Genomic DNA, 24,001 nt, shown 5'->3' with positions numbered 1-24,001 from the left:
ACTCAGGACTCCTCTGTGGGGGCGGCCGTGAGGTACGGGCGTGCCGTGAGGGCGAGGACGCGGTGGAGATCGTCCGGGACGGGGCGGCCTGCGGCGGTGCGTTCGGCGGCGTAGTCGCGGAGCATCCGGGCGAGTTCGCTGTCGGCGCGGGCGCGCGGGGCCAGGCCGTCGATGGCGTCGACCGGTACGCCGGTGAACAGGCACTTGAGGACGGCGTGCCGCCAGGCGTGCTGGTCGAGGTGCTCGGCGGCGTACGGGCCTACTGCGGCGGCGACGAGGCGGGTGTCGTTGGTACGCAGAGCGTCTTCGACGAGCGGGAGGAGCGTCGCGGGACCGGCGGACGGGGCGTTGAAGTGCGGCAGGGCGAGCAGCACCGCGCGGCGTTCGGCGGCGGTGCCGTGGGTGTAGAGCCGGGTGATGGTGGCGTGGTCGGCTCGCACGGCGTGCAGGAGGAGGACGCGGGCGGCGTCGGCCAGGTCCTGGGCGCTATGGAGGTCTGGCGTGGACTCGGTGCCTTGGACGGGACGGCAGTGGCGGCCTGCTTCCGCGAAGCGGAGCTCCCAGGTGGGCAGGGTCCAGCGGGGGCGGTCCGCCGGCTCGGCGAAGTGCCCCTTGGCGTTGGCCTTGGCGGCCTTGGCCTTCGCCTCCGCTTCCGCCTCGGCCAGGGCCTCGTGGAGCCAAGCGCGGGCCGCTCCGGTCAGCTGTTCTTCGAGTGCGGCCTGAAGGGCGGAGAGCGGGGCGCCGTTGGTCAGTTCGGTCAGCATCGGGCGCCTCCTGCCGGGATCGCCGGTTCGGTGGGCAGCGCCCGCGTCGCCTTGCGCAGGAAGTCGAGGGAGCGTTCAGCCAGGTCGGGGCCGGCGTGCGAGTGGCGGGGGAGTTCGACGACTGTCAGGCCCTGGTAGCCGGTGGCTGCGAGTGCGTCCAGGACGGGCGGGAAGTCGATCTCGCCGTCGCCGAACGGCAGATGCTCGTGTACGCCGCGGCGCATGTCTTCGATCTGGACATGCCGCAGCCACGGCGCTGCCTCGCGTACGCAGTCGGCGGGCGACGACGGTTCCAGGCACTGGCAGTGACCGATATCGAGGGTGAGGCCGAGAGGGGAGGGGTCGCCGAGGGTGCGGCGCAGGTGATGGAAGTCGGCGAGGGTGGCGAGGAGGTGACCGGGTTCGGGCTCGACGGCGAGCGGTACCCCGGCGGTGGCGGCGGCTTCGATGACGGGGGCGAGTGACTCGGTCAGCCGCTGCCAGGCGGTGTCGGGCGAGGTTCCGTCCGGGGTGACGCCGCTGAAGCAGTGGACGGCGTGGGCTCCGAGGTCCGCGGCGACGCGTACCGCCGTGACGAGCAGCTCGGCGCGGGCGGCGCGGCCTTGCGGGTCCGGGTCGAGCAGGGACGGGCCGTGTTTGCGGCGCGGGTCGAGGACGTACCGTGCGCCGGTCTCGATGGTCACGGCGAGGCCAAGCTGGGACAGCCTGCGGCCGACTTGGCGGGTGCGGGCGGACAGTTCGGCGGCGAGGGGGTCGAGGTGCATGTGGTCGAGGGTCAGGCCGACGCCGTCGTAACCGAGGTCGGCCAGGAGGGCGAGGGCGTCGTCCAGACGGAGGTCGGTGAGGCCGTTGGTGCCGTAGCCGAAGCGGATGGGGGTGGCGGTGTGAGTGGCGGTGTGAGCGGGGGTGTGAGCGGGGGTGGCGGTCATGTGGGGCTCACCTTTCGCGACAGCTTCCGGGCGATGGGTACGAGCCCCATGAGCGCCGCCCCGGCCCCGGCCGCGCCGCTGCGGGCCGCGAGCGCGGCCTGCAGCGGGATCATGGCCCGGATCCCGCCGCCCACGGCGCGCTGGGTGAGGGGCGGGGAGGGATTGAGTGCGGCGTGGAGGAGGGGCTTGGCCGCGGTGCGGAAGTAGGCGGTGGCCGCGAGGGTGGCGGGGGTTGCCGAGTGGCTGACGATGCGGACCGCTTTGTGGCGGGTGGGCGCGGGCGCCGGGCGTTTGCGGGCGACCAACCCGGCCAGTACGGCGGCTGCCGCGAGCGCGGCGAGTGGCGTCGCCGTCGAGCCGCCCTGCGTTTCGCGGCGCGAGACCGCCGTGACGGCGTAGGTGTGCGCGCCAAGCATTGCCGCGGCGGCCAGTGCGTCGCGCACACCGGGTGCACGAGCCACGACCACCGCCGGGCCCGGGCGACCCTTCCCCCACCTGGGGCTCCGCCCCAGACCCCGGTCCTCAAACTCCCCCATAGCCTTAAGGGCATGGGAGGGACCCCCTGGACGGGCTGGATGTGCCAGGAGAGGCTGCTCAGCCCCATCAAGCCCGGCCGGCGTTTGAGGCCTTCGGGAAGGGGCGGGGTGGGGAAAGAAGAGCTCGGCCCGCGCCCCCGTCGCCGTCGCCGTCGCGCCCAGGAGCAGATCCAGGGCCCGGGCCGTGGCCATCGCCGCGGGGGCTGCCGCCGTGTACTTCAGGGCCAAGTCGTACGCCCAGACCGTCGCCGCAAGGCCCGTGGCCACCGCCAGGGCCGGGCGGCCCGCCCCCGCCGCCAGGGCGAGGCCTGCCGCCGTCAGGGCGCCCGAAGCGGCCAGGGCCCCGGCCGGGGTGATGCGGCCCGACGGGATCGGGCGGTGCGGGCGGTCCACCGCGTCCTCCGCGCGGTCCGCCCAGTCGTTCAGGGCCATGCCCGCCTCGTACAGGCACAAGGAGGACCCGACCGCCAGGGCCGTGCCCCGGTTGGGGCGTACGCCGATGGACGCCGCGCCCGCCACCGCGTCACCCGGGACGGTGAACAGGGCGGACACGCGCAGGAGTTCCGCCCAGGCGGTGAGGCGATGAGCGGGCGCCGTCATCGGGCCGCCCGCAGGCGCGACCCGAAGGCCAGCAGCGCCTCGTACTGTTCCGCCAGCGCCGCCGGGCCGCCGTCCGGGTCCTTGAAGTAGAAGCCGAGCTCCGGGAGCGGTCCCGAGATGCCCACCTCGTGGGCGCGCGCCAGCAGTTGGGCCAGGTCGAGAACCAGCGGCGCCGCGAGCGCCGAGTCGCAGCCCTGCCACGTCGTCTGGAGCGTCATCCGTGAGCCCAGGAAGCCGTCGAAGGCGATGTGGTCCCAGGCCGTCTTCCAGTCACCGAGCGCCGGTACGTCGTCGATGTGGACGTCGCCCTCGGGAAGCGCGCCGAGGGTGTCCGTCAGGACACGGTTCTTGCCCGCGTTCTTCGCCGCCGCGGCGGCCGGGTCGGCCAGCGCTGCTCCGTCCCCGCCGCCGAGCAGATTCGTACCCGACCATGCCCGTACGGACAGGGCGCGCTGCACGAACATCGGGGCGAGTACGGAACGGAGCAGCGTCTGGCCCGTCTTGCCGTCGCGTCCCGCGTGGGGAAGGCCGCCGGCCGCGACGGCGTCCTGGAGGGCCGCCGCGCGCAGCCCGGTGGAGGGGGTGAAGTTGACGTACGGGCAGCCGGCCCGCAGCGCCGCCGCCGCGTAGAGGGAGCTGGGCGGGAGGGACGACTGGGGGTCCGTGGGAGCGGGTTCTGTTGAGGCGACGTTGACGACCACCACGCGGTCGAGACGCTGCCGGCGCGCGACCAGCAGGTGTGCGGCGAAGGCGTCGATGAGTTCCTCGTCGCCGCGCGTGTCGCCCGGCAGTGGGCCGCCGGTCCTGATCTCCCGGTCCGCCGTCGCCAGTTCGCTTCGTACGGCCGAGGACAGGCCGTGCGGCAGGACGCCGCCCGCCTCCAGTTCCTCGGCCCGTTTGGGCAGGGGGCAGCTCACCGTGTCGTGTCCGCCGAAGACGAGCGAGGAGAGCGGCGCCAGGCCGCTCCCGGCGAACGGCGGGGTCTCGGTGACCATGCCGTCCGGCGCGTGGAGGCCCGCGCTGAGGGCCGCACAGCCGGCTACGGCGGTCGTGGCGACGGAGCCGCGCGCTCCGACGAACCACACTCCGGTCCGTGCCGTGTGCGCCGTCGTGTCTTCGGAATGGGTCGTGGTCGTCACGGGCTGCCTCCCTGCCAGAGAGATGGAGAGACGAACATGTAGAGACGGGCATATACAGACCAGAGGGCGGCGGGCGGGGGCTCGGCGTGCTCCCGCCCGCCGCCGGTCCTGGTGGTCGTCAGGAGCCTGCGGACAGTTCCTTGACCTTGATGTTGCGGAAGGAAACCTGGTCGCCGGCGCCGTGGTTCTGGATGCCGATGTGGCCCTGGGCCAGGCTGCGGGCAGGGTCGGTGTTCGTGAAGTCGTTGATCTTCACACCGTTGAGGAAGACGCGGAGCCGTTCTCCCTCGACCCTGATCTCGTACGCGTTCCACTCCCCCGGCGGGTTGAGCGCGGCGTCCCGGGCGGTGATGTTCGCCGCCTTGAAGCCGTACACGGACCCGGTGGTGCGGTCGGGGGCGTCGGTCGCGTCGATCTGGATCTCATACCCCTTGTTGACGGCCGACCACGGGTCGTCGGAGGCCGGGAAGCCCACGAAGATCCCCGAGTTGTCGTCACCGGCCATCTTCCAGTCGAGCTTGAGGGAGTACGACTTCAGTTCCTTGGCCTGGTGCCAGAGGAGGCCCATGCCGCCGACGGAGTTCAGCGTGCGGTCCTTGACTTCGAAGGAACCGGGGCCTGCCTGCTTCCATCCGTCGAGGGTCTCGCCGTTGAAGATCGACCGGTAGCCCTTGGAGGGCGTGCAGCCGGCCTTGGCGATTCCGGTGGCGTACAGCATTCCGCCCAGCAGGTGCTTGCGGAAGGCCGGTTCGGCGTACGACTCCTTCGTGTGGCCGCCGCCCGTGTAGAAGGAACGCCTGCCCTCGTACGGCTGGCACCAGGCGATCGGGTGGTCGCCCTTCATGTTGCCGCCGGTGTAGCTGGTCTCGTCGAGGGTGGCCAGGACGCGGGCCTGCTCACGTGGGTTGGTGCGGTAGTTGTACCACTCGTCGGTGCGCTGCCAGGTGGTGTCGAGGTGCGCGGTCGACGGGTGGTCGTGGTCCTCGACGCGTACGGTCGCCGGCTGGATCTGCGGGTGCGAGTGGAAGTACGCGCCGACGAGTCCGCCGTAGAACTTCCAGTCGTACTCGGTGTCGGCGGCGGCGTGGATGCCCATGTAGCCGCCTCCGTCGGCGACGTACTGCTCGAAGACCGTCTGCTGGTTGGTGTTCAGGACGTCACCGGTCGTGGAGAGGAACGCGACAGCGTCGTAGCGCGCGAGGTTCTCCGGTGTGAACTGCTTCGGTTCTTCGGTGGCGTCGACGGCGAGGCCGCGCTCCGCGCCGAGTTCCTTGAGCGCGGTGATGCCCGTCCCGATGGAGTCGTGGCGGAAGCCGGCGGTCTTGGAGAAGACCAGGACCCGCTTCTTGGGGGTGGCGTCGCTCTTCGCCGTGGAGAAGGTGAAGTCGTCGATGTCGTAGAGCGCTCCGGCGCCGCCCTTGAAGACCAGGTAGAGGGTGGTGGTGCCGGCCGGGGGCCGCTTGATGGTGGTGGTGACGTTCTGGAAGACGTCCCAGCCGCCGGTCACGGGGACGACGGTCGAGCCGATCAGCCTGCCGTCCGGTGACCCCGTACGGACTTCGAGTGTGCCGCCCGCTCCACCAGACGAGACGCGTGCGGTGAGGGACGTGGCGTCGCCTACGCGGTACGGCTTGAAGGCGATCCAGTCGCCATTGCTGATGTCGCCCACGGTCTTGCCGCCGTGCGCGGTCGGCTTGCTCTGCGGTGCTACGCCGCTCTGGGTGGAGTAGTGCTCGGCCTGGCGCTGCTTGGGCTGGAGCACCTTTTGGTCGTGGCTGGTCAGCGGGGCCTGGCCGCCGCCTCCGCCGTCCGTGTACTCGGCGTCGAAGACCGCGAAGATGTTGGCGTTGGGGTCGTGGCTGCTGTCGGCGGGGGTCTTGATGGTGCCGGTGCAGCCGTTGGCCGAGGTGATCGGGTGGCCGTGGCTGTCGTGGCCGAGGATGTACGTCACCTTGACCTTGGCGCAGTCGACCGTGCCGTCCTCGGGGTCGGTGACCTTCACCCTGAAGGGCACGTCGTCGCCGAAGTCGAACAGCTGGCCGTCACCGGGCAGTTCGAGCGTCACCTTGGGCGCGGTGTTGCCGACGACGATCTGTACGCTCGCCGAACCCGTCCGCCCGGTGGTGTCCTTGGCGGTGACGGTCGCGGTGTACGTGCCGTTCTTCTTGTACGTGTACGTGGGGTTGGCGGCGGTCGACTTTCCGCCGTCACCGAACGTCCACGAGTAGGTGAGCGCGTCGCCGTCGGAGTCGGCGGTGCCTGCGGATGAGAACTTCACGCGCAGCGGGGCCTGGCCCGATGTCCTGTCGGCCTTGGCCTCCGCGACCGGCGAGTGGCCGTCGGTGGCGTTCTCGATGCGGTAGAGACCGGAGTGCTCGTTGCCGCCGAACCAGGCGGTGCCGTAGTCGAGTACGTACAGCGCCCCGTCGGGGCCGAAGGCCGAGTCCATGACCTGGGTTCCGGTCCACGGCACGGGATTGATGGACTGTACGGCGCCGTTGGCATCCTGCTCGATGCGCTTGATCCAGCGCCGGCCGAACTCACCGGCGAAGAAGTCGCCGTCGTACGCCTCGGGGAACTTCACCGGGGAGTCGAGGTTGGCGTCGTACCGGTAGACGGGGCCGCCCATCGGGGACTCGGATCCGGTGCCGAACTCGGGGACGGATCCGCCGTCGTACGGGATCCAGGCCTCTTGGGCCGGCGGCAGGTCCGTTAGGCCGGTGTTGGACGGCGAGGTGTTCTCCGGGGCTGCGCAGTCGAACTTGGCGCCGGACTCCTTCGTCGCGAAGTCGTAGTCGACGTACGCGTCGTTCTTGCCGGTGCAGAAGGGCCAGCCGAAGTTGCCGGGCTTGGTGACGCGGGCGAACTCGACCTGGCCCGCCGGGCCGCGCGCGGGGTCGGCCGCGCCTGCGTCGGGGCCGTAGTCGCCGACGTACAGCACGCCGGTGGGCTTGTCGACGCTGAAGCGGAAGGGGTTGCGGAAGCCCATGGCGTAGATCTCGGGGCGCGTCTTGGCGGTGCCGGGGGCGAAGAGGTTGCCTTCGGGAACCGCGTAGGAGGCGTCCTCGTTCACCTTGATACGGAGGATCTTCCCGCGCAGATCGTTCGTGTTGCCGGAGGTGCGGCGTGCGTCGTACGCCGGGTTGCGGTTCGGGCGTTCGTCGATGGGGGTGAAGCCGTCGGAGGCAAAGGGGTTGGAGTCGTCGCCGGTCGAGAGGTAGAGGTTGCCCTGCGCGTCGAAGTCGATGTCGCCGCCGACGTGGCAGCAGATGCCGCGGGTGGCGGGTACGTCGAGGATCTTCTTCTCGCTGGCGTTGTCGAGGGTGCCGTCGGCCTTGAGTACGAAGCGTGAGAGCCGGTTGACGCCGTCGAACTTGGCGAAGTCGGCGGCCGTGCCCTCGTTGGGGGCGTCGCCCGGCGGGGTGTCCAGCGGGGGTGCGTAGTAGAGGTAGATCCGCCGGTTCTCGCTGAACTTCGGGTCTATGCCGATGCCCTGGAGGCCTTCTTCGTCGTGCGAGTAGACGGGGACCGTGCCGACGACGCGGGTGTTGCCGGCGCTGTCGGTCATGCGGAGTTCGCCGTCGCGCGAGGTGTGCAGGACGCTGCGGTCGGGGAGCACGGCGAGCGACATGGGCTCGCCCGTCTCGGGCTCGCCCTTGGCGAGGGTGACCTGCTGGAAGTCCTCGGCGGCGGCAGTTGCGATGGCGGTCGTTGTGGCGGTGAACGTCATTGAGGTGGCAGCCAGGAGGCCGCCGGTGAGGAGTGCGAGTGTCTTTCGGGCCGATCCGGCTCTGAGCCGATTCCTGTGCACGAGTGTCCTCCGGAAGTGGGGAAGCTCTCTGATTCGGGAAGCGGAACCGGAGTGCGCCGTCACGCCGGGACCAACTCATGTCCTGTACACCTCAGGGACGTTAGCTGCGTTCGTCCGGGACGGAAAGCCCTTGTGCGGGAGGGAAGTTGAACTTTCTCCCGCCGCAGGACAAAGGGTCATCCGGGCAGCGGCGACCGCCCCGGCGGCGGTGCGTTCCGCCGGGCTGCCCTGCGGGGCTGTTCCCCTACCCGCCCCTTCCCGAGCTGGGGCTCCGCCCCAGACCCCGCTCCTCAAACGCCGGAGGGGCTGCTGGAAGGTGCCGGGCAGGGGCTGGTTTCGCGACCCTGGCCAGTCGGGAAGGGGCGGGCAGGGGAAAGACCTAGTCGGCGCCCCCGAACGCCGCGTCGAACGACGCGCTCGGTGGGTCGAAGTCGTACCGCTTCAGCGTGGCAAGCGCTTCCGGGGCCCCGGTGAGTCGGTCCATCCCGGCGTCCTCCCACTCCACCGACACCGGCCCCTCGTACCCGATCGACCGCAGCATCCGGAATACGTCCTCCCACGGCACATCGCCGTGTCCCGCCGACACGAAATCCCACCCCCGCCGAGGATCTCCCCACGGCAGGTGCGAGCCGAGCCGGCCGTTGCGGCCGTCGAGACGCCTGCGGGCCTCCTTGCAGTCGACGTGGTAGATCCGGTCCCGGAAGTCGTACAGGAAGCCCACCGGGTCCAGGTCCTGCCACACGAAATGGCTCGGGTCGAAGTTCAGACCGAAGGCCGGTCGATGGCCCACCGCCTCCAGCGCCCTGTGCGTCGTCCAGTAGTCGTACGCGATCTCGCTCGGGTGCACCTCGTGCGCGAAGCGCACGCCCTCCGCGTCGAAGACGTCCAGAATCGGGTTCCAGCGCTCGGCGAAGTCCTCGTAACCCCGCTCGATCATGTGCGGCGGTACGGGAGGGAACATCGCCACCAGGTGCCAGATCGACGACCCGGTGAAGCCGATGACCGTACGGACACCGAAGGCGGCCGCCGCCCTGGCCGTGTCGGCCATCTCGGCCGCCGCCCGCTGCCGTACGCCCTCGGGCTCCCCGTCGCCCCAGATCCGCGACGGGAGGATGGCCTGGTGCCGCTCGTCGATGGGCGCGTCGCAGACCGCCTGGCCGACCAGGTGGTTGGAGATCGCCCAGCACTTCAGTCCGTACTTGTCGAGCAGTTGGTGGCGACCCTCCAGATAACCCGGGTCGTTCAGCGCCTTGTCGACCTCGAAGTGATCGCCCCAGCAGGCGAGTTCGAGCCCGTCGTAACCGAAGTCGCGGGCCAGTCGGCAGACCTCCTCCAGCGGCAGATCGGCCCACTGGCCGGTGAAGAGCGTGAAGGGACGTGGCATACGGAAACGACCTCCTACGGGAGTACGGGCGTGTAGATCGCGTTCTTCTCGGCGCTCTCCTCCACCGCCGCCAGCACCCGCTGCACCTGCAGCCCGTCCGCGAAGGACGGCTCCGGCGAGGTCCCGGTGGCGATGGCGTGCAGCAAGTCGCGCGCCTGGTGGACGAAGGTGTGCTCGTACCCCAGGGCGTGGCCGGGCGGCCACCACGCCTCCAGGTACGGATGGCCGGGCTCGGTCACCAGGATCCGCCGGAAGCCGGAGGAGACGGCGGGCTCGGTGTGATCGTGGAAGGACAGTTCGTTCAGCCGCTCCAGGTCGAAGGCCAGCGAGCCGCGCTCGCCGTTGAGTTCGATGCGCAGCGCGTTCTTGCGGCCGGCCGCCGTACGGGTCGCCTCGAAGGAAGCCAGCGCGCCCGAAGCGAGCCGTCCGGTGAAGAGCGCCGCGTCGTCGACGGTCACCGCCCCGCGTTCGGAGCCCCCGGCCCCCGAAAGCCCCGCCGTCGCACCCGCCGGCAGCGGCCTCGACCGTACGAACGTCTCCGTCATGGCCGAAACCCCCACCAGCGGCTCCCCCGCCAGGTACTGCGCGAGGTCCACGATGTGCGCGCCCAGGTCGCCGAGCGCGCCCGAGCCCGCGTACTCCCGCTGGAGGCGCCAGGTCAGCGGGAACTCCGGGTCGACGAGCCAGTCCTGGAGGTAAGTGACCCGTACGTGCCTCAGCGCCCCCAGCCTGCCCTCCCCGATCAGCCGGCGGGCGTACGTCATGGCCGGCACCCGGCGGTAGTTGAAGCCGACCATCGCCACCTGGCCGCGCCCGCGGGCCCGCTCGGCGGCGGCCGTCATGGCCTGCGCCTCGGCGACCGAGTTGGCCAGCGGCTTTTCGCACAGCACGTGCTTTCCCGCGTCAAGTGCGGCGACCGCTATCTCCGCGTGGCTGTCACCCGGCGTGCAGATGTCGACGATCTGCACGTCGTCGCGTGCGATGAGGTCCCGCCAGTCGGTCTCCGCCGCCGCCCACCCGTGCTTGTCCGCCGCCGCCCGTACGGCGGTGGCGTCGCGTCCGCAGACGGCCGCGAGGACCGGCCGCGCCGGCAGGTCGAAGACGCGGCCCGCGGTGCGCCAGCCCTGTGAGTGGGCGGCTCCCATGAACGCGTATCCGACCATGCCGACACCGAGCGTCGGCGGGGCGTCGGCGACCGCCTCCGCACCTGTCTCCGTCGCCGTCTCCGTCTCTTCCTTACGGGCCATACGGATTCCTCCTCGTCGAACTGGTCACTCGCACGGTGGGGGCGGGCGGGCGGCCCGGTCAGCTGAAGCCCGTCGGCAGGTATTCGTCGACGTTGTCCTTGGTGACGACGGCCGAGTAGAGGGTGATCGAGGCCGGAATCTCCAGCTCCGCCATGCCGCCGACGCCCTTGCCCTGGCCGAGGGCACGCGCCAGGTCGATGGCCGAGGCGGCCATGGTCGGCGGGTAGAGGACGGTGGCTTTCAGCACGCTGTTGTCGGCCTTGATGGCGTCCATCGCGGCCTTGGCGCCCGCCCCGCCGACCATCAGGAAGTCGTCGCGCCCGGCCTGCTGGATGGCGCGCAGGGCGCCCACGCCCTGGTCGTCGTCGTGGTTCCACAGCGCGTCGAACTGCTTCTGAGCCTGCAGCAGTTGCGCCATCTTCGCCTGGCCCGACTCGACGGTGAAGTCGGCAGCCTGGCGGGCGACGCGCTTGACGTTGGGGTAGTTCTTGAGGGCGTCCGCGAAGCCCTGGCTGCGCTGCTTGGTCAGCTCCAGGTTGTCGAGCCCGGCGAGCTCCACCACCTTGGCGTTCGGCTTGTCCTTGAGCTGCTCGCCGATGTAGTTGCCCGCGTTGAGGCCCATGCCGTAGTTGTCGCCGCCGATCCAGCAGCGGTAGGCCTGCGGCGAGGCGAAGATGCGGTCCAGGTTGATGACGGGGATGCCCGCCTTCATCGCCTGGAGGCCGACCTGGGTGAGCGCCTTGCCGTCGGCCGGCAGGATCACCAGTACGTCGACCTTCTTGTTGATCAGCGTCTGGACCTGGCCGATCTGCGCCGCGGTGTCGTTCGACCCCTCGGTGATCTCCAGGGTCACCTCGGAGTACTTCTCGGCGCGCGACTTGGCGTTCTCGTTGATGGCGTTGAGCCATCCGTGGTCTGCCTGCGGGCCGGCGAACCCGATGGTGACCTTCTTGCCGGGCTTGTCGTCGGCGGCGGCCGGCTCGCTGTTGGCGGCCGGCGGCTTCTCCTTGGGCTCGTTGCTGGTGCATGCGGTGAGCAGGGCGCCCGCGGAGACGGCTGCGGTGCCGAAGAGCAGCCCTCTGCGACTGGTTTGTGGCATGGCGGTTCCAATCCTTCGGTCAGGGAAGACGTGGACGTACGGAAGAAGCGGGGTGGAGTGCGAGGCCGGTCAGGCCTCGCCGTCACGCGCCGTTCGGCGCTGGACCAGTACGGCGGCGACGATGATCGCGCCCTTGGCGATCTGCTGTACGTCGCTCTGCAGGTTGTTGAGCGCGAAGATGTTGGTGATCGTGGTGAAGACGAGGACACCGAGTACGGAACCGACGATCGTGCCCCGCCCGCCGCTGAGCAGCGTCCCGCCGATGATCGCCGCGGCGATGGCGTCAAGTTCGTAGAGGTTGCCGTTCGTGTTCTGGCCGGACCCCGACAGGATGATCAGCAGGAAGGCCGCGATTCCGCAGCACAGTCCGGACAGCAGGTAGAGGTAGAGGCGCTGGCGGCGTACGTCGATGCCGGCGAGCCTGGCCGCTTCCGCGTTGCCGCCGACCGCGACCGTACGCCGCCCGAAGGTGGTGCGGTTGAGCAGCAGCCAGCCGACGACGGTGACCACCGCGAAGACCAGGACGAGTGGCGGAATGCCCAGGACGTACGAGTCCGGGATGCCGAGGTCGAGTACGGACTCGACGGTGACGATCTGCGTCTTGCCGTCGGTGATCTGGAGGGCGAGTCCGCGGGCCGAGGCCAGCATGGCGAGCGTCGCGATGAAGGGCACCATCCCGCCGTACGCGATGAGCAGCCCGTTGACGAGTCCGCAGCCCAGGCCGACGACCACCGCCGTGAAGAGGATGCCCGCGAAGCCGTACTCCTGGGTCGCGAGCGTTGTCGCCCACACCGAGGCGAGCGCCACGATCGCGCCCACCGAGAGATCGATGCCGCCGCTGGTGATGACGAAGGTCATGCCGACGGTGACGACCCCGATGACTGAGGCCTGGGTGAGGACGAGCTGGAGGTTGCTGCTGTCCAGGAACTGCTCGGGTTTCGTGAAGCCGCCGACCGCGACAAGCACCGCGAGCACGCCGAGCAACGACATGTTACGCACGTCGAGGCGCATCCCGAGCTTGCGCCAACCCGGCCGGTCCGTGGGCGTCTTGGCCGTGGCGAGGGCCGGTCCGTCCTGCTGATGCTGTTGCTGCGCCGGCGAGACAGGCTGCGTCATGGCGTCGGGCTCCCTTCCATCACGAGGTCGAGTACGCGGTGCTCGTCGAGCTCCCGGGCGGCCGCCGTGTGGACGACTCGCCCTTCCCTGAGCACCAGCACGCGGTCGGCGAGGCCCAGGACTTCCGGGACTTCGCTGGATACGAGAAGTACGGCGAGGCCTTCGTCGGCCAGCCTGCGGATCACGGCGTACAGCTCCGCGCGCGCCCCTACGTCGACGCCGCGCGTCGGCTCGTCGAGCAGCAGGACGCGGCAGCCGCGCAGCAACCAGCGTGCGAGTACGGCCTTTTGCTGATTGCCGCCGGAGAGGGTGCGGATGCGGGCGTCGGGGTTGCCGGGCCGCAGGGACAGTTCGCGGGTGGCGGCCTGGGCGGCCTTGCGTTCGGCCGTACGGTCGAGCCAGCCGCCGCGCGAGAAGCGGGACAGGGTCGACACGGACACGTTGCGGGTGACGGATTCGAGCATCAACAGGCCCTGTGCCTTGCGCTCTTCGGGAGCGAGGCCGATGCCGGCGCGTACGGCGGCGCGGACGCTGCCGGGGCGCAGGGGGCGCCCGTCGACGAGGACGCGCCCGGCGGTGGGTTTGCGCGCCCCGTAGATCGTCTCCAGGACTTCGGAGCGCCCGGAGCCGACGAGGCCGGCGAGGCCGACGATCTCACCGGGCCGGATGTCGAGATCGAGCGCCGTGAACTCCCCTTCCCGGGCGAGCCCTTCAACCCTGAGCACGGGCTCGGTGGCCGAGGGGTGTTCCGCGCGGCGCTCGGGAAAGACGTACTCCACATCTCGCCCGGTCATCAGCGCGACGACGTCACGCGTCGGGGTGCTTCTGGCGGGCAGTCCGACCGCGACCGCGCGTCCGTCCTTGAGTACGGTCACGCGGTCGCCGATGCGCCGGATCTCTTCGAGCCGGTGGGAGATGTAGACGACGGCGACGCCGTCCGCCGTGAGCCCGGCGACGATACGGAAGAGGTTGTCGACCTCGTCCGGGTCGAGGGCGGCGGACGGCTCGTCCATCACGATGAGGCGTACGTCGTGGGAGAGCGCCCGGGCCATGGAGACGATCTGCTGCTGGGCGGCGGAGAGCGTACCGACCAGACTGCCGGAGTCGATCTCGCAGTGCCCGAGCCGCTTCAGCAGGGCAGTGGCGGACGCGCGGGCCTCCCTGCCGCGTACGACAAAGCCGGCGGTGGTCGGTTCGTGGCCGAGGAAGATGTTCTCGGCGACCGACAGGCCCTCCACCAGGTCGAGTTCCTGGTAGATGGTGGCGACACCGAGGCGCATGGCGGCGATGGGCGACTTGAGGGAGACCGTGGCGCCCTGCCAGGTGATCTCGCCGCCGTCGGGCTGGTGTACGCCCGCGAGCACCTTGATGAGGGTGGACTTTCCGGCGCCGTTCTGGCCGAGCAGGCAGTGGACTTCGCCCGCCTGGACCTCCAGGTCCACGCCGTCGAGGGCGCGGACGCCGGGGAAGGACTTGGTGATGCCGGACATCGTGAGAAGAAGGGGTGGAGCTGCTTGTGGTGGTGCCATGACGGTTCCCCTCGGCTGGTGCGGCGGCCGGTGAGCGAGCAGGGCAGGCAGAACAGGACAAGATGGACATGGCTGGGCAGGGCAAAGCTGGGCAGGGCAAAGCTGGGCACGGCGAAGCCGGTCATGTGCGTTGGTGCTTTACGGGTCGTACGGTCGTGCGCGCCGGCCGGGGTCAGGCAGGCGAGAACAGATGGTCGCTGATGAGCCTGGCCGCGCCGATCACGCCGGCGGCGGGCCCCAACTCGCCCAGGACGATGGGCAGATTGCCGGTCGCGAGCGGCAGCGACTGGCGGTAGACCTGGGTGCGGACGCTCGCGAGCAGGGTGTGACCGAGGCCGGTAACCCCGCCGCCGATCACCACGAGCCCGGGGTTGAAGAAGCTGACGAGTCCGGCGATGACCTGGCCGACGCGGTTGCCGCCCTCCCGGATGAGGTCGAGCGACGTGGCGTCGCCGGCGGCGGCCGCCGCGGCGACGTCGGCGGCCGTGAGCCGTCCGGCCGCTTCGAGCCGCGCGGCCAGTTCGGGCGAGCGGCCGGAGCGGGCCGCGTCCTCGGCGTCGCGGGCGAGCGCGGCGCCGCTGAAGTGGGCTTCCAGGCAGCCCTTGTTGCCGCAGGCGCAGGCGCGGCCTTCCGGTTCGACCTGGATGTGGCCGATGTCGCCGGCGCTGCCGGTCGTGCCTCGGTAGACCTCGCCGCCGACGACGATGCCGCAGCCGATGCCGGTGCCGATCTTGACGCAGAGGAAGTCGCCCACGGAGCGTGCGACGCCCGCGTGCTGCTCCCCCATCGCCATCAGGTTCACGTCGTTGTCGACCATGACGGGGCAGCCCAGCTCCTGGCTGAGAGCCTCCCGTACGGGAAAGCCGTCCCAGCCGGGCATGATCGGCGGCGCGACCGGCACACCTTCGGGGAAGCGGACCGGGCCCGGCACCCCTATGCCCGCCCCGTCGAAACCCTCGGCGAGGCCGGACGCCTTGAGTTTGGCGGCGAGTGCGAGCGCCTGCTCGAAGACCGCGACCGGGCCTTCCCGTACGTCCATGGGGTGGTTGAGGTGACCGAGTACCTCCAGCTCCGCGTTGGTGACGGCCACGTCGATCGAGGTGGCGCCGATGTCGATGCCGAGGAAGCGCAGGGCGGGTGCGAGCCGGATGTTGTGCGAGCGGCGGCCACCGCGCGAGGCGGCGAGGCCGTCGGCGACGACCAGACCGGTGTCGAGCAGCCGGTCGACCTCAACGGCGAGTTTGGAACGGGAGAGATCGATCTGATCGCCGAGCTGGGCGCGGGAGTTGGGTCCGCCGTCACGCAGCAGGCGGAGCAGCCGCGCCTGATGCGCGTTCGCGGGTCGAGCCGTCATCCGTCTCACGTGCCCCTCCCTGCCTCATCGGCCATTCATGCCTGGCTTTGGAGGGGAACGTAGCAGCGGCTGCCGGGAGTGGGAAGAAGTTGCGCAGGAATCCACTACAACTTTCTCCACAGCGAGGACAAAGAACGACCTGCCCTCATGCCGAATGCGCCCGGCCATGGCCGGGCGCATTCGGAGTGCAGGTGCTTACTGCCCCTGGACGGGAGGCTGTTGGGTGTAGGGGTTGGGGGTGTGCGGGGGCTGGTTCGGCGGAGGCGTGGGATACGCCTGGCCCTGCGGCACCGGCTGGTACGGGGGCTGGTTCGGGGCCTGGTTCGGCGCTGCCTGATACCCGGGCTGGTACGGGTAACCGCCCGGTGCGGGGGCCGGGCCGGCACCCTGACGGTTGCGTCGGCTCGCGACCACGGCGATGACGACACCGAGGACTACCAGGCCCACGACGACGACACCGATGAGGATCATCAATAGCATTGGGCTGCTTCCATCCTTGGGGAGTTGCTGGTGGGGAGGGTGGTGCGGCGCGCCCTACGCCACGCGCTGATGGTAGGTGGTGCGGGTGTGCTCCGTGTGGGCGCGCATGATCTCGGTGGCCCGCTGCTCGTCGCGGTCCGAGATCGCCGCGATCAGCGCGCGGTGCTCGACCCAGGACTGCTTGCCGCGCTGCCGGGCGACCGGCGTGTAGTACCAGCGGACCCGCCGGCCCACTTGCGCCGCCAGTTCGGCGAGGACGACGTTGCCCGCCAACTCCATGACCTTGGCGTGGAATTGGGCGTTGAGCGACACGGCGAGGTCCACGTCGTCGTCCGCGACGGCCTGCTCACCCTTCGCGCACACCTCTTCGAGCGCGGCGATCCCCGCGGACCCGGCGTTGGCGGCGGCGAGTCTGGCCGCCTCCGCCTCCAGGAGCGTACGCACGGAGAGCAGCTGGTCGGCCTCTTCCTCGGTCGGCTCGTGCACGAACGCGCCCTGCGCGGGCCGCAGGTCGACCCACCCCTCGGTATTGAGCCGCTGCAACGCCTCGCGCACGGGCTGCCTGGACACTCCGAGGTGTCCGGCGAGCTCGCTCTCGATCAGGTGCTGGCCGGGCCGCAGGGCCCGGGTGGTGATGAGTTCGAGCAGCGCCTCGTACACGCGCTCGCGGAGCGGTCCGGGCCTCTCCAGCTTGGGTACGGTCCCTTGCGGCAGTCCTGCGGACAACATCGCGGTGTCCCCCTTCGGGCCAACATCGGCGAGCGTCGCCAACGCTAATTGGCTATCGTCTACAGTCTACCGAGCGCAATCGCCCCTGTGCCGAGATCCCCCTCACCCCCGGCACAAGTCTGGGCCCCGGCGTGACACCACCGAGGCCCAGTCACCATTCCACGGAGACGGTCAGAGAGAGCCGGTCAGGGACAGCGGATGACCTGGCCCGCGTACGACAGGTTACCTCCGAAGCCGAAGAGCAGCACCGGCGCGCCGGATTCGATCTCGCCGCGCTCGACCAGCTTGGACAGAGCCATCGGGATGCTCGCCGCCGAGGTGTTGCCCGAGTCGACGACATCGCGGGCGATCACGGCGTTGACCGCGCCGATCTTCTGCGCGACGGGCTCGATGATCCGCAGGTTCGCCTGGTGCAGGACGACCGCCGCCAGCTCCTCCGGCGTCACGCCGGCACGCTCGCACACCTTGCGCGCGATGGGCGGCAGCTGGGTGGTGGCCCAGCGGTAGACCGACTGGCCCTCCTGGGCGAAGCGCGGGGGCGTGCCCTCGATCCGTACGGCGTGCCCCATCTCCGGCACCGAGCCCCACAGGACCGGGCCGATCCCCGGCTCCTCGTCCTCGGCGCAGGCCTCGACGACCGCCGCGCCGGCGCCGTCGCCGACGAGCACGCAGGTGGTGCGGTCGGTCCAGTCGGCGATCTCGGCCATCTTGTCGGCGCCGATGACCAGGGCGCGGGTGGCCGATCCGGCGCGTACGGCATGGTCGGCCGTGGCGAGTGCGTGAGTGAAGCCCGAGCAGACGACGTTGAGGTCCATCACGGCGGGCGAGCCCATGCCGAGGCGGGCGGCGACGCGGGCGGCCATGTTCGGGGAGCGGTTGATCGCGGTGGAGGTGGCGACCAGGACGAGGTCGATGTCGGCGGGCGTGAGACCCGCCGCGGCCAGTGCCTTGGCTCCGGCGTGCGCGGCCAGCTCGTCGACGGGCTCGTCGGGTCCCGCGACGTGGCGGGTCCTGATGCCGACGCGGCTGGTGATCCACTCGTCGCTGGTGTCGACCATGGCTGCCAGATCGTCGTTCGTGAGCACCTTGGCAGGCTGATAGTGCCCGAGCGCGACGACTCGTGAGCCGGTCATTGGCGGTTCCACCCCTCTTTGCGGACAGTCGGAACGGTCCAGTCTTCTTTGCGACTCACCAGTACGACGGCAGGTGAATCGACAGGATTCGCCCCCGACTCTTTGGAGCTTCCTGCTGACGGCGACCCTTGACCCCCTTGAAGGCATACTGTAGACAATATTCTGTCGACTCTTCGGAACCCTTCCCGCACTTTCCAGCGCCTTCTGCGCTCCCCCTTCCCCGCTCCCCCTTACTCGGTCCCTCACCGATCGGAGAGCCCCGTGAAAGTCGCAGTTGTCGGCGCCGGAGCCATCGGCGCGTATGTCGGGGCCGCGCTCCACCGCGCGGGCGCCGAGGTCCACCTGATCGCCCGTGGCGCACACCTCACGGCCATGCGCCGTGACGGCGTACGCGTCCTCAGCCCGCGCGGCGACTTCACCGCGCGGCCCGCCGCGACCGACGACCCCGCCGAGGTCGGGCCCGTCGACTACGTCTTCCTCGGCCTGAAGGCCAACTCGTACGCGGCGTCCGGCCCCCTCGTCCACCCCCTCCTGCACGACCGTACGGCTGTGATCGCCGCCCAGAACGGCATCCCCTGGTGGTACTTCCACGGCCTGCCGGGCCCGTACGCCGGCCGCCGCATCGAGAGCGTCGACCCGGCGGGCGCGGTCAGCGCGACTCTGCCGCCGGCACGCGCCATCGGGTGCGTCGTGTACGCCGCGACCGAGCTGGAGGCGCCCGGCGTCGTACGGCACCTGGAAGGCACCCGCTTCTCGATCGGCGAGCCGGGCCGTGACGTGTCGCGACGCTGCCTGGACTTCAGCGAGGCGATGCGGGCGGGCGGCCTGAAGTGCCCCGTCGAGCCGGACCTCCGCAACGACATCTGGATCAAGCTGCTCGGCAACATCTCCTTCAACCCCATCAGCGCGCTGGCCAGGGCCACCATGGGCCAGATCTGCCGCCATCCGGACACCCGCGCACTGGTCGACTCGATGATGCGCGAAACGCTGGAGGTGGCGGCCGCCGTCGGCTGCCACCCCGAGATCTCCGTGGAGCGGCGCATCGCGGGCGCCGAGCGCGTCGGCGACCACAAGACGTCCACCCTCCAGGACCTGGAGAAGGGCAAGCCGCTCGAACTCGACTTGCTGCTGGCCGCCGTCGTAGAACTCGCCCGCCTGACCGGCACGTCCGTACCGACGCTGCGCGCGGTGCACGCGCTGGCGGACCTGCTGGCCACCACCTCCTCCCCCACCTCAACCGGGAGCGCACAGTGAAGAAGAAAGACAGGCAGCCGAAGCAGTACACCCGGCTGACTCACCCGCTCGTACGCGACGCCAACGGCACGCTGCGGCAGGCGACTTGGGACGAGGCGCTGGAGCGGGCCGCGGCCGGCTTCCGGCGGGCGACGGACACCTACGGCCCGGACGCCTTCGCCATGCTGTCCTGCGCCCGCGCGACCAATGAGATGAACTACGTCGCCCAGAAGTTCACGCGGGTGGTCATGGGCACCAACAACGTCGACTCGTGCAACCGGACGTGCCACGCGCCGAGCGTCGCCGGCCTCTCGGCCGCCTTCGGCTCGGGCGGCGGCACCTCGTCGTACGAAGAGGTCGAACACACCGACCTCATCCTGATGTGGGGCTCCAACGCCCGCTTCGCACATCCGATCTTCTTCCACCACGTCCTGAAGGGCATCAGGAACGGCGCGCGCATGTACGCCGTCGATCCGCGCCGCACCTCGACCGCCGAGTGGGCGGAGGGCTGGCTCGGCCTGGATGTCGGCACCGACATCCCGCCGGCCCACGCGATGGGACGCGAGATCATCCACGCCGGGCTGGTGAACCGGTCGTTCGTGGAGCGCGCCACGACAGGCTTCGCGGAGTACGCCGAACTGGTGGAGCCATGGACTCTCTCGGCGGCGGAGAAGGTGACGGGCGTTCCGGCGGCCGCGATCCGGGAGCTGGCGCACGCGTACGCGGGCGCCGAACGGGCGCAGCTGTGCTGGACGCTGGGCATCACGGAGCACCACAACGGCACGGACAACGTACGAGCGCTGATCAATCTCTCCCTGCTGACGGGCCATGTCGGCCGGTACGGCGCCGGGGTGCAGCCGCTGCGCGGTCAGAACAACGTGCAGGGCGGCGGCGACATGGGCGCCATCCCCAACCGGCTGCCCGGCTTCCAGGACATCCTCGACCCGGCGGCGCGGGGCAAGTTCGAACGTACCTGGCGGACGGTCATCCAGCCGCGGTACGGCATGACGCTGACCGAGATGTTCGAGGCGATGGAGAGCCGCGAGCTGCGAGCCGTCTACTGCATCGGTGAGAACCCGGCCCAGTCGGAGGCCGACAGCGAACAGGCGATGCGGCGGCTGGCGGCGCTGGACCACCTGGTGGTGCAGGACATCTTCCTGACGAAGACCGCGCAGATGGCGGACGTGGTCCTGCCGGCCACGGCCGCGTGGGCGGAGACGGACGGGACGACGACGAACAGCGAGCGGCGCGTGCAGCGGGTACGGGCGGCGGTGCAGCCGCCGGGCGAGGCCCGGGAAGACATCGACATCATCTGCGCACTGGCGCAGCGGTTCGGCCACGACTGGAAGTTCGCGGATTCGGAGTCCGTCTGGAACGAACTGCGGTCTCTGTCCCCCGACCACTACGGCATGACGTACGACCGCTTGGAGGAACACCAGGGGTTGCAGTGGCCGTGCCCCGACACGGACCGCCTCCCCTCCACCTTCCTGCACGCGCGACTGTGGGAGACGGACCCGGAGCGGCGTGGCCCGGCCGCTCCCTTCGGCCTGGTGGCACACGACCCGCCGGTCGACCTGACGGACGAGGATTACCCGCTGCGGCTGACCACAGGCCGCCGGCTGGACTCGTACAACACCGGTGTCCAGAGCGGAAGTTTCGCGTCCCCGCTGCGGCGCGGCGAGTACATCGAACTCTGCCCGGAGGACGCGGCGGCGTACGGCGTCGAGGTGGGCGAGGAGGTCCGGGTCTCGTCACGGCGGGGCGCCGTGACCGCCCCGGTGTGGGTGGACGCCGGGCTGCGGCCGGGACTGGCCTTCATGACGATGCACTTCCCCGACGAGGTCGACACGAACCAGCTGACGATCGAGGCGAACTGCCCCATCGCGGGGACGGCCGAGTTCAAGGCGTCGGCGATCCGGATAGAGAAGCTGGTGCCGGCATGGACCTGAAGTACACGAACGCGGAGCCGTCCGAGGACGAACGGGCGGCGGTCGATGGCCTGTTGGGCCCACCGGAATCGGCCTGGGAGGGCGCGGACCGCTCCCGAACCGACCTCCGCTGGGCGAGGGGCGGGGCGGCGGCCCGGGAGCGCCGGGACCTCCTCCTTCCGGCACTGCACGCGGTGAACGACCGGGTGGGGTGGCTGAGCGAGGGCGCACTGGACTACATCTGCCGCCGGCTGACGGTGCCGCCGGCGGAGGCGTACGGGGTGGCGACGTTCTACGCGATGTTCTCGGTGAAGCCGCGCCCGGCGAAGGTTCTGTACGTGTGTACGGACCTGGCCTGCGCGGCACGGGGGGCGGGGGCGGTGTGCGCGGGCCTGGAGGAGCGGGTGGGGGCGGCGGGCTCGGCTGCGGATGGTGCGGTATGGCAGCCGAGCCCGTGCCTGGGCCTGTGCGAACGGGCCCCGGCGGCGCTGCTGTTGCAGGCAGGGGCTCCGGCAGAGGAGCGGGAGGCTTTCCCCATCCCCGCCCCTTCCCGCAACCCCGGCCCGGAGGACGGCGTACGCCAACCCGCGAACCCAGCCCGTCCAGGGGGTCCCTCCCATGCCCTCAAGGCTATGGGGGAATTTGAGGACCGGGGGTCCAGGGGGCGGAGCCCCATGGTTACGAGAAGGGGCGGGGTGGGGGAAGAGCCCGCCGCAGGCGCGGACGTGGCTGGTGTGACGCGGCCCGGCCAGGCACAGACCGCCGCGCCGCACCCCGCCGCACCGCGCCACCGCGCCGCCGCCGTCATCGCCCCCGCCACGGCAGACGCACTCGTCGCCGCCGTCGCGGCGCCGGAGGCCGCAGCGCCCGAACCCCCCGCCACCGCCGCCGTACCGCAGGCCGGCGGCCCGGGCCTCGTCCTGCTGCGCCGGGTCGGCAGCATCGACCCGTACAGCCTCGACGCCTACCGCGCCGCCGGCGGTTACACCGCCCTGCGCCGCGCCTTCGCCCTCGGCCCGGCCGACGTCATCCGGGAGGTGCTCGACGCCGGACTCGTCGGGCGGGGCGGTGCCGCGTTCCCCACAGGACGGAAATGGGAAGCCACCGCCCGGCAACCCGACCACCCCCACTACCTCGTCTGCAACGCGGACGAGAGCGAGCCCGGCACCTTCAAGGACCGCGTCCTGATGGAGGGCGATCCGTACGCCCTCGTCGAGGCGATGACCATCGCCGGATACGCCACCGGAGCCCACCAGGGCTACCTCTACCTCCGCGGCGAATACCCCCGCTCGTACGAACGCCTCACCCACGCCATCACCCAGGCCAGGCACCGCGGCCTCCTCGGCCCCGACGTCCTCGGCCACGGCTACGCCTTCGACATCGAGATCCGGCGCGGCGCGGGCGCGTACATCTGCGGCGAGGAGACCGCCATCTTCAACTCGATCGAGGGGCAGCGCGGCGAACCCCGCAGCAAACCCCCCTTCCCGGTCGAGAAGGGCCTCTTCGGCAAGCCGACCGCAGTCAACAACGTCGAAACACTCGCCAACGTCCTCCCGATCCTCACCGAAGGTGCCGCGGCCTACGCCCGTACCGGCACCGAATCGTCCACCGGAACCAAACTCTTCTGCGTCTCCGGACAGATCGAACGCCCCGGCATCTACGAACTCCCCTTCGGCGCCCGCCTCCGCGACCTCCTCGAACTCGCGGGAGGCCCACCCCCCAACCTCCGCGCCGTCCTCCTCGGCGGAGCAGCCGGCGGCTTCGTACGCCCCGACGAACTCGACATCCCGCTCACCTTCGAAGGCACCCGCGCCGCCGGCGCCACCCTCGGCTCCGGAGTCGTCCTCGTCCTGGACGACCCCGTCGAACTGCCCGCGATCCTCCTCCGCATAGCCGAGTTCTTCCGCGACGAATCGTGCGGGCAGTGCGTGCCCTGCCGGGTCGGGACCGTACGCCAGGAGGAGGCGCTGCACCGGATCAAGGACCGTACGGGCGCTGCCGCCGCCGGCGACATAGCGCTGCTCCGCGAGGTCGGCGGGGCCATGCGGGACGCCTCGATCTGCGGTCTCGGACAGACCGCCTGGAACGCCGTCGAGTCCGCCATCGACCGCCTGGGAGCCTTCGAATGACCACGATCTCGCTTCAACCACCGCGCAGGCTGATCGAGTTCACCCTCGACGGCGCCGCGACCCGCGTCCCGGACGGCTCGACCATCCTCGACGCCTGCCGGACCGCCGGCAAAGACATCCCCACCCTCTGCCAGGGCGACACGCTCACCCCCAAAAACGCGTGCCGCGTCTGCGTCGTCGAAGTAGAAGGCGCCCGTACGCTCGCACCGGCCTGCTCGCGCCGCGCCGAGCCGGACATGGTCGTACGTACGGACACCGAGCGCGCCCGCCACAGCCGGAAGATCGTGCTGGAGCTGCTCGCCTCGTCCACCGACCTCTCCACGACACCGCGCGCCGCCGAGTGGATCAAGGAGTACGAGGCGAAGCCCGAACGCTTCGGCCCCGACGCGGCCCGCGTCAACGAACAGCCCAAGATCGACAACGACCTCTACGTCCGCGACTACGACAAGTGCATCCTCTGCTACAAGTGCGTGGACGCGTGCGGCGAGCAGTGGCAGAACACCTTCGCCATCGCCGTCGCGGGCCGCGGCTTCGACGCCCGCATCTCGGTCGAGCAGGACGCCCCGCTGACGGACTCGGCGTGCGTGTACTGCGGGAACTGCATCGAGGTGTGCCCGACCGGCGCGCTCAGCTTCAAGTCGGAGTTCGACATGCGGGCGGCCGGGACCTGGGACGAGCCGTCCCAGACCGAGACGACGACCGTGTGCGCGTACTGCGGCGTCGGCTGCAACCTCACTCTCCACGTGCAGGACAATGAGATCGTCAAGGTCACCTCGCCGCACGACAACCCGGTGACCCACGGCAACCTCTGCATCAAGGGCCGCTTCGGCTACCAGCACGTACAAAGTCGGGACTGATCAT

18 protein-coding genes are annotated in these 24,001 nt (G+C 70.6%); 4 read left to right on the top strand and 14 right to left on the bottom strand.

Translation table 11 applies throughout. The features are described 5' to 3' along the window. Positions 1–2 precede the first annotated feature (2 nt). From J7E89_RS14650 to J7E89_RS14585, 14 genes are all read right to left on the bottom strand, one after another. The gene (locus tag J7E89_RS14650; protein WP_214973618.1) at positions 3–764 is read right to left on the bottom strand and encodes an EboA domain-containing protein; all 762 of its coding nucleotides are present in this window, start codon (positions 762–764) and stop codon (positions 3–5) included. Continuing rightward, positions 758–1,693, bottom strand: a complete 936-nt coding sequence (locus J7E89_RS14645) for a sugar phosphate isomerase/epimerase (protein ID WP_214973615.1) — start codon at positions 1,691–1,693, stop codon at positions 758–760. The genes J7E89_RS14650 and J7E89_RS14645 overlap by 7 nt, the downstream gene beginning before the upstream one ends. Next, positions 1,690–2,829, bottom strand: coding sequence for an SCO3242 family prenyltransferase (locus J7E89_RS14640; RefSeq protein WP_214973612.1), 1,140 nt, complete (start codon positions 2,827–2,829; stop codon positions 1,690–1,692). Before J7E89_RS14640 ends, J7E89_RS14645 begins: the two co-directional genes overlap by 4 nt. Continuing rightward, on the bottom strand, positions 2,826–3,968 hold the full coding sequence (locus J7E89_RS14635) for an inositol-3-phosphate synthase (RefSeq protein WP_214973610.1): 1,143 nt from the start codon (positions 3,966–3,968) through the stop codon (positions 2,826–2,828). The genes J7E89_RS14640 and J7E89_RS14635 overlap by 4 nt, the downstream gene beginning before the upstream one ends. 118 nt (positions 3,969–4,086) lie before the next feature. After that, on the bottom strand, positions 4,087–7,779 hold the full coding sequence (locus tag J7E89_RS14630; protein ID WP_308315474.1) for a ThuA domain-containing protein: 3,693 nt from the start codon (positions 7,777–7,779) through the stop codon (positions 4,087–4,089). 379 nt (positions 7,780–8,158) lie between these two features. After that, complete coding sequence (locus J7E89_RS14625) at positions 8,159–9,163, bottom strand: sugar phosphate isomerase/epimerase (RefSeq protein WP_214973608.1); 1,005 nt, start codon at positions 9,161–9,163, stop codon at positions 8,159–8,161. A 14-nt stretch (positions 9,164–9,177) separates the two neighbouring features. After that, positions 9,178–10,410: a Gfo/Idh/MocA family protein gene (locus tag J7E89_RS14620; RefSeq protein ID WP_214973606.1), complete on the bottom strand. Its 1,233-nt coding sequence runs from the start codon at positions 10,408–10,410 to the stop codon at positions 9,178–9,180. Between the two features lie 58 nt (positions 10,411–10,468). Continuing rightward, positions 10,469–11,509: a substrate-binding domain-containing protein gene (locus J7E89_RS14615; protein ID WP_214973599.1), complete on the bottom strand. Its 1,041-nt coding sequence runs from the start codon at positions 11,507–11,509 to the stop codon at positions 10,469–10,471. Between the two features lie 69 nt (positions 11,510–11,578). Continuing rightward, the gene (locus J7E89_RS14610) at positions 11,579–12,625 is read right to left on the bottom strand and encodes an ABC transporter permease (RefSeq protein ID WP_214973597.1); all 1,047 of its coding nucleotides are present in this window, start codon (positions 12,623–12,625) and stop codon (positions 11,579–11,581) included. Further along, positions 12,622–14,154: a sugar ABC transporter ATP-binding protein gene (locus tag J7E89_RS14605; protein ID WP_214973590.1), complete on the bottom strand. Its 1,533-nt coding sequence runs from the start codon at positions 14,152–14,154 to the stop codon at positions 12,622–12,624. Before J7E89_RS14605 ends, J7E89_RS14610 begins: the two co-directional genes overlap by 4 nt. 172 nt (positions 14,155–14,326) lie before the next feature. Beyond that, positions 14,327–15,508 carry an ROK family transcriptional regulator gene (locus J7E89_RS14600; protein ID WP_138901409.1) on the bottom strand — a complete coding sequence of 394 codons (1,182 nt, stop codon included), beginning with the start codon at positions 15,506–15,508 and terminating at the stop codon, positions 14,327–14,329. 195 nt (positions 15,509–15,703) lie between these two features. Continuing rightward, positions 15,704–15,988, bottom strand: a complete 285-nt coding sequence (locus J7E89_RS14595) for a hypothetical protein (protein ID WP_214973588.1) — start codon at positions 15,986–15,988, stop codon at positions 15,704–15,706. A 54-nt stretch (positions 15,989–16,042) separates the two neighbouring features. Then, positions 16,043–16,717 carry a GntR family transcriptional regulator gene (locus J7E89_RS14590; protein ID WP_214973586.1) on the bottom strand — a complete coding sequence of 225 codons (675 nt, stop codon included), beginning with the start codon at positions 16,715–16,717 and terminating at the stop codon, positions 16,043–16,045. A gap of 185 nt (positions 16,718–16,902) precedes the next feature. After that, positions 16,903–17,850 (bottom strand): beta-ketoacyl-ACP synthase III, encoded by a 948-nt coding sequence (locus J7E89_RS14585; protein WP_214973584.1) that lies wholly within the window; start codon positions 17,848–17,850, stop codon positions 16,903–16,905. Between the two features lie 261 nt (positions 17,851–18,111). Here J7E89_RS14585 and J7E89_RS14580 point away from each other — a divergent pair, with 261 nt between their 5' ends. From J7E89_RS14580 to J7E89_RS14565, 4 genes are read left to right on the top strand one after another with little or no spacing between them, the layout of a single operon-like run. Then, the gene (locus tag J7E89_RS14580; protein WP_214973582.1) at positions 18,112–19,104 is read left to right on the top strand and encodes a 2-dehydropantoate 2-reductase; all 993 of its coding nucleotides are present in this window, start codon (positions 18,112–18,114) and stop codon (positions 19,102–19,104) included. Further along, entirely contained in the window at positions 19,101–21,032 is a 1,932-nt protein-coding gene (locus tag J7E89_RS14575; RefSeq protein ID WP_214973580.1) for a molybdopterin oxidoreductase family protein, read from the top strand. The genes J7E89_RS14580 and J7E89_RS14575 overlap by 4 nt, the downstream gene beginning before the upstream one ends. Then, a complete protein-coding gene (locus tag J7E89_RS14570) occupies positions 21,023–23,140 on the top strand; it encodes an NAD(P)H-dependent oxidoreductase subunit E (protein ID WP_214973574.1) in 2,118 nt (705 codons plus the stop codon). Before J7E89_RS14575 ends, J7E89_RS14570 begins: the two co-directional genes overlap by 10 nt. Further along, positions 23,137–23,997, top strand: a complete 861-nt coding sequence (locus J7E89_RS14565) for a 2Fe-2S iron-sulfur cluster-binding protein (protein WP_214973566.1) — start codon at positions 23,137–23,139, stop codon at positions 23,995–23,997. The genes J7E89_RS14570 and J7E89_RS14565 overlap by 4 nt, the downstream gene beginning before the upstream one ends. Positions 23,998–24,001 lie beyond the last annotated feature (4 nt).

This window comes from Streptomyces sp. ISL-100 (assembly GCF_018614615.1).
Taxonomy (GTDB): domain Bacteria; phylum Actinomycetota; class Actinomycetes; order Streptomycetales; family Streptomycetaceae; genus Streptomyces.
This window is presented reverse-complemented; position numbering and strand designations above follow the sequence as displayed.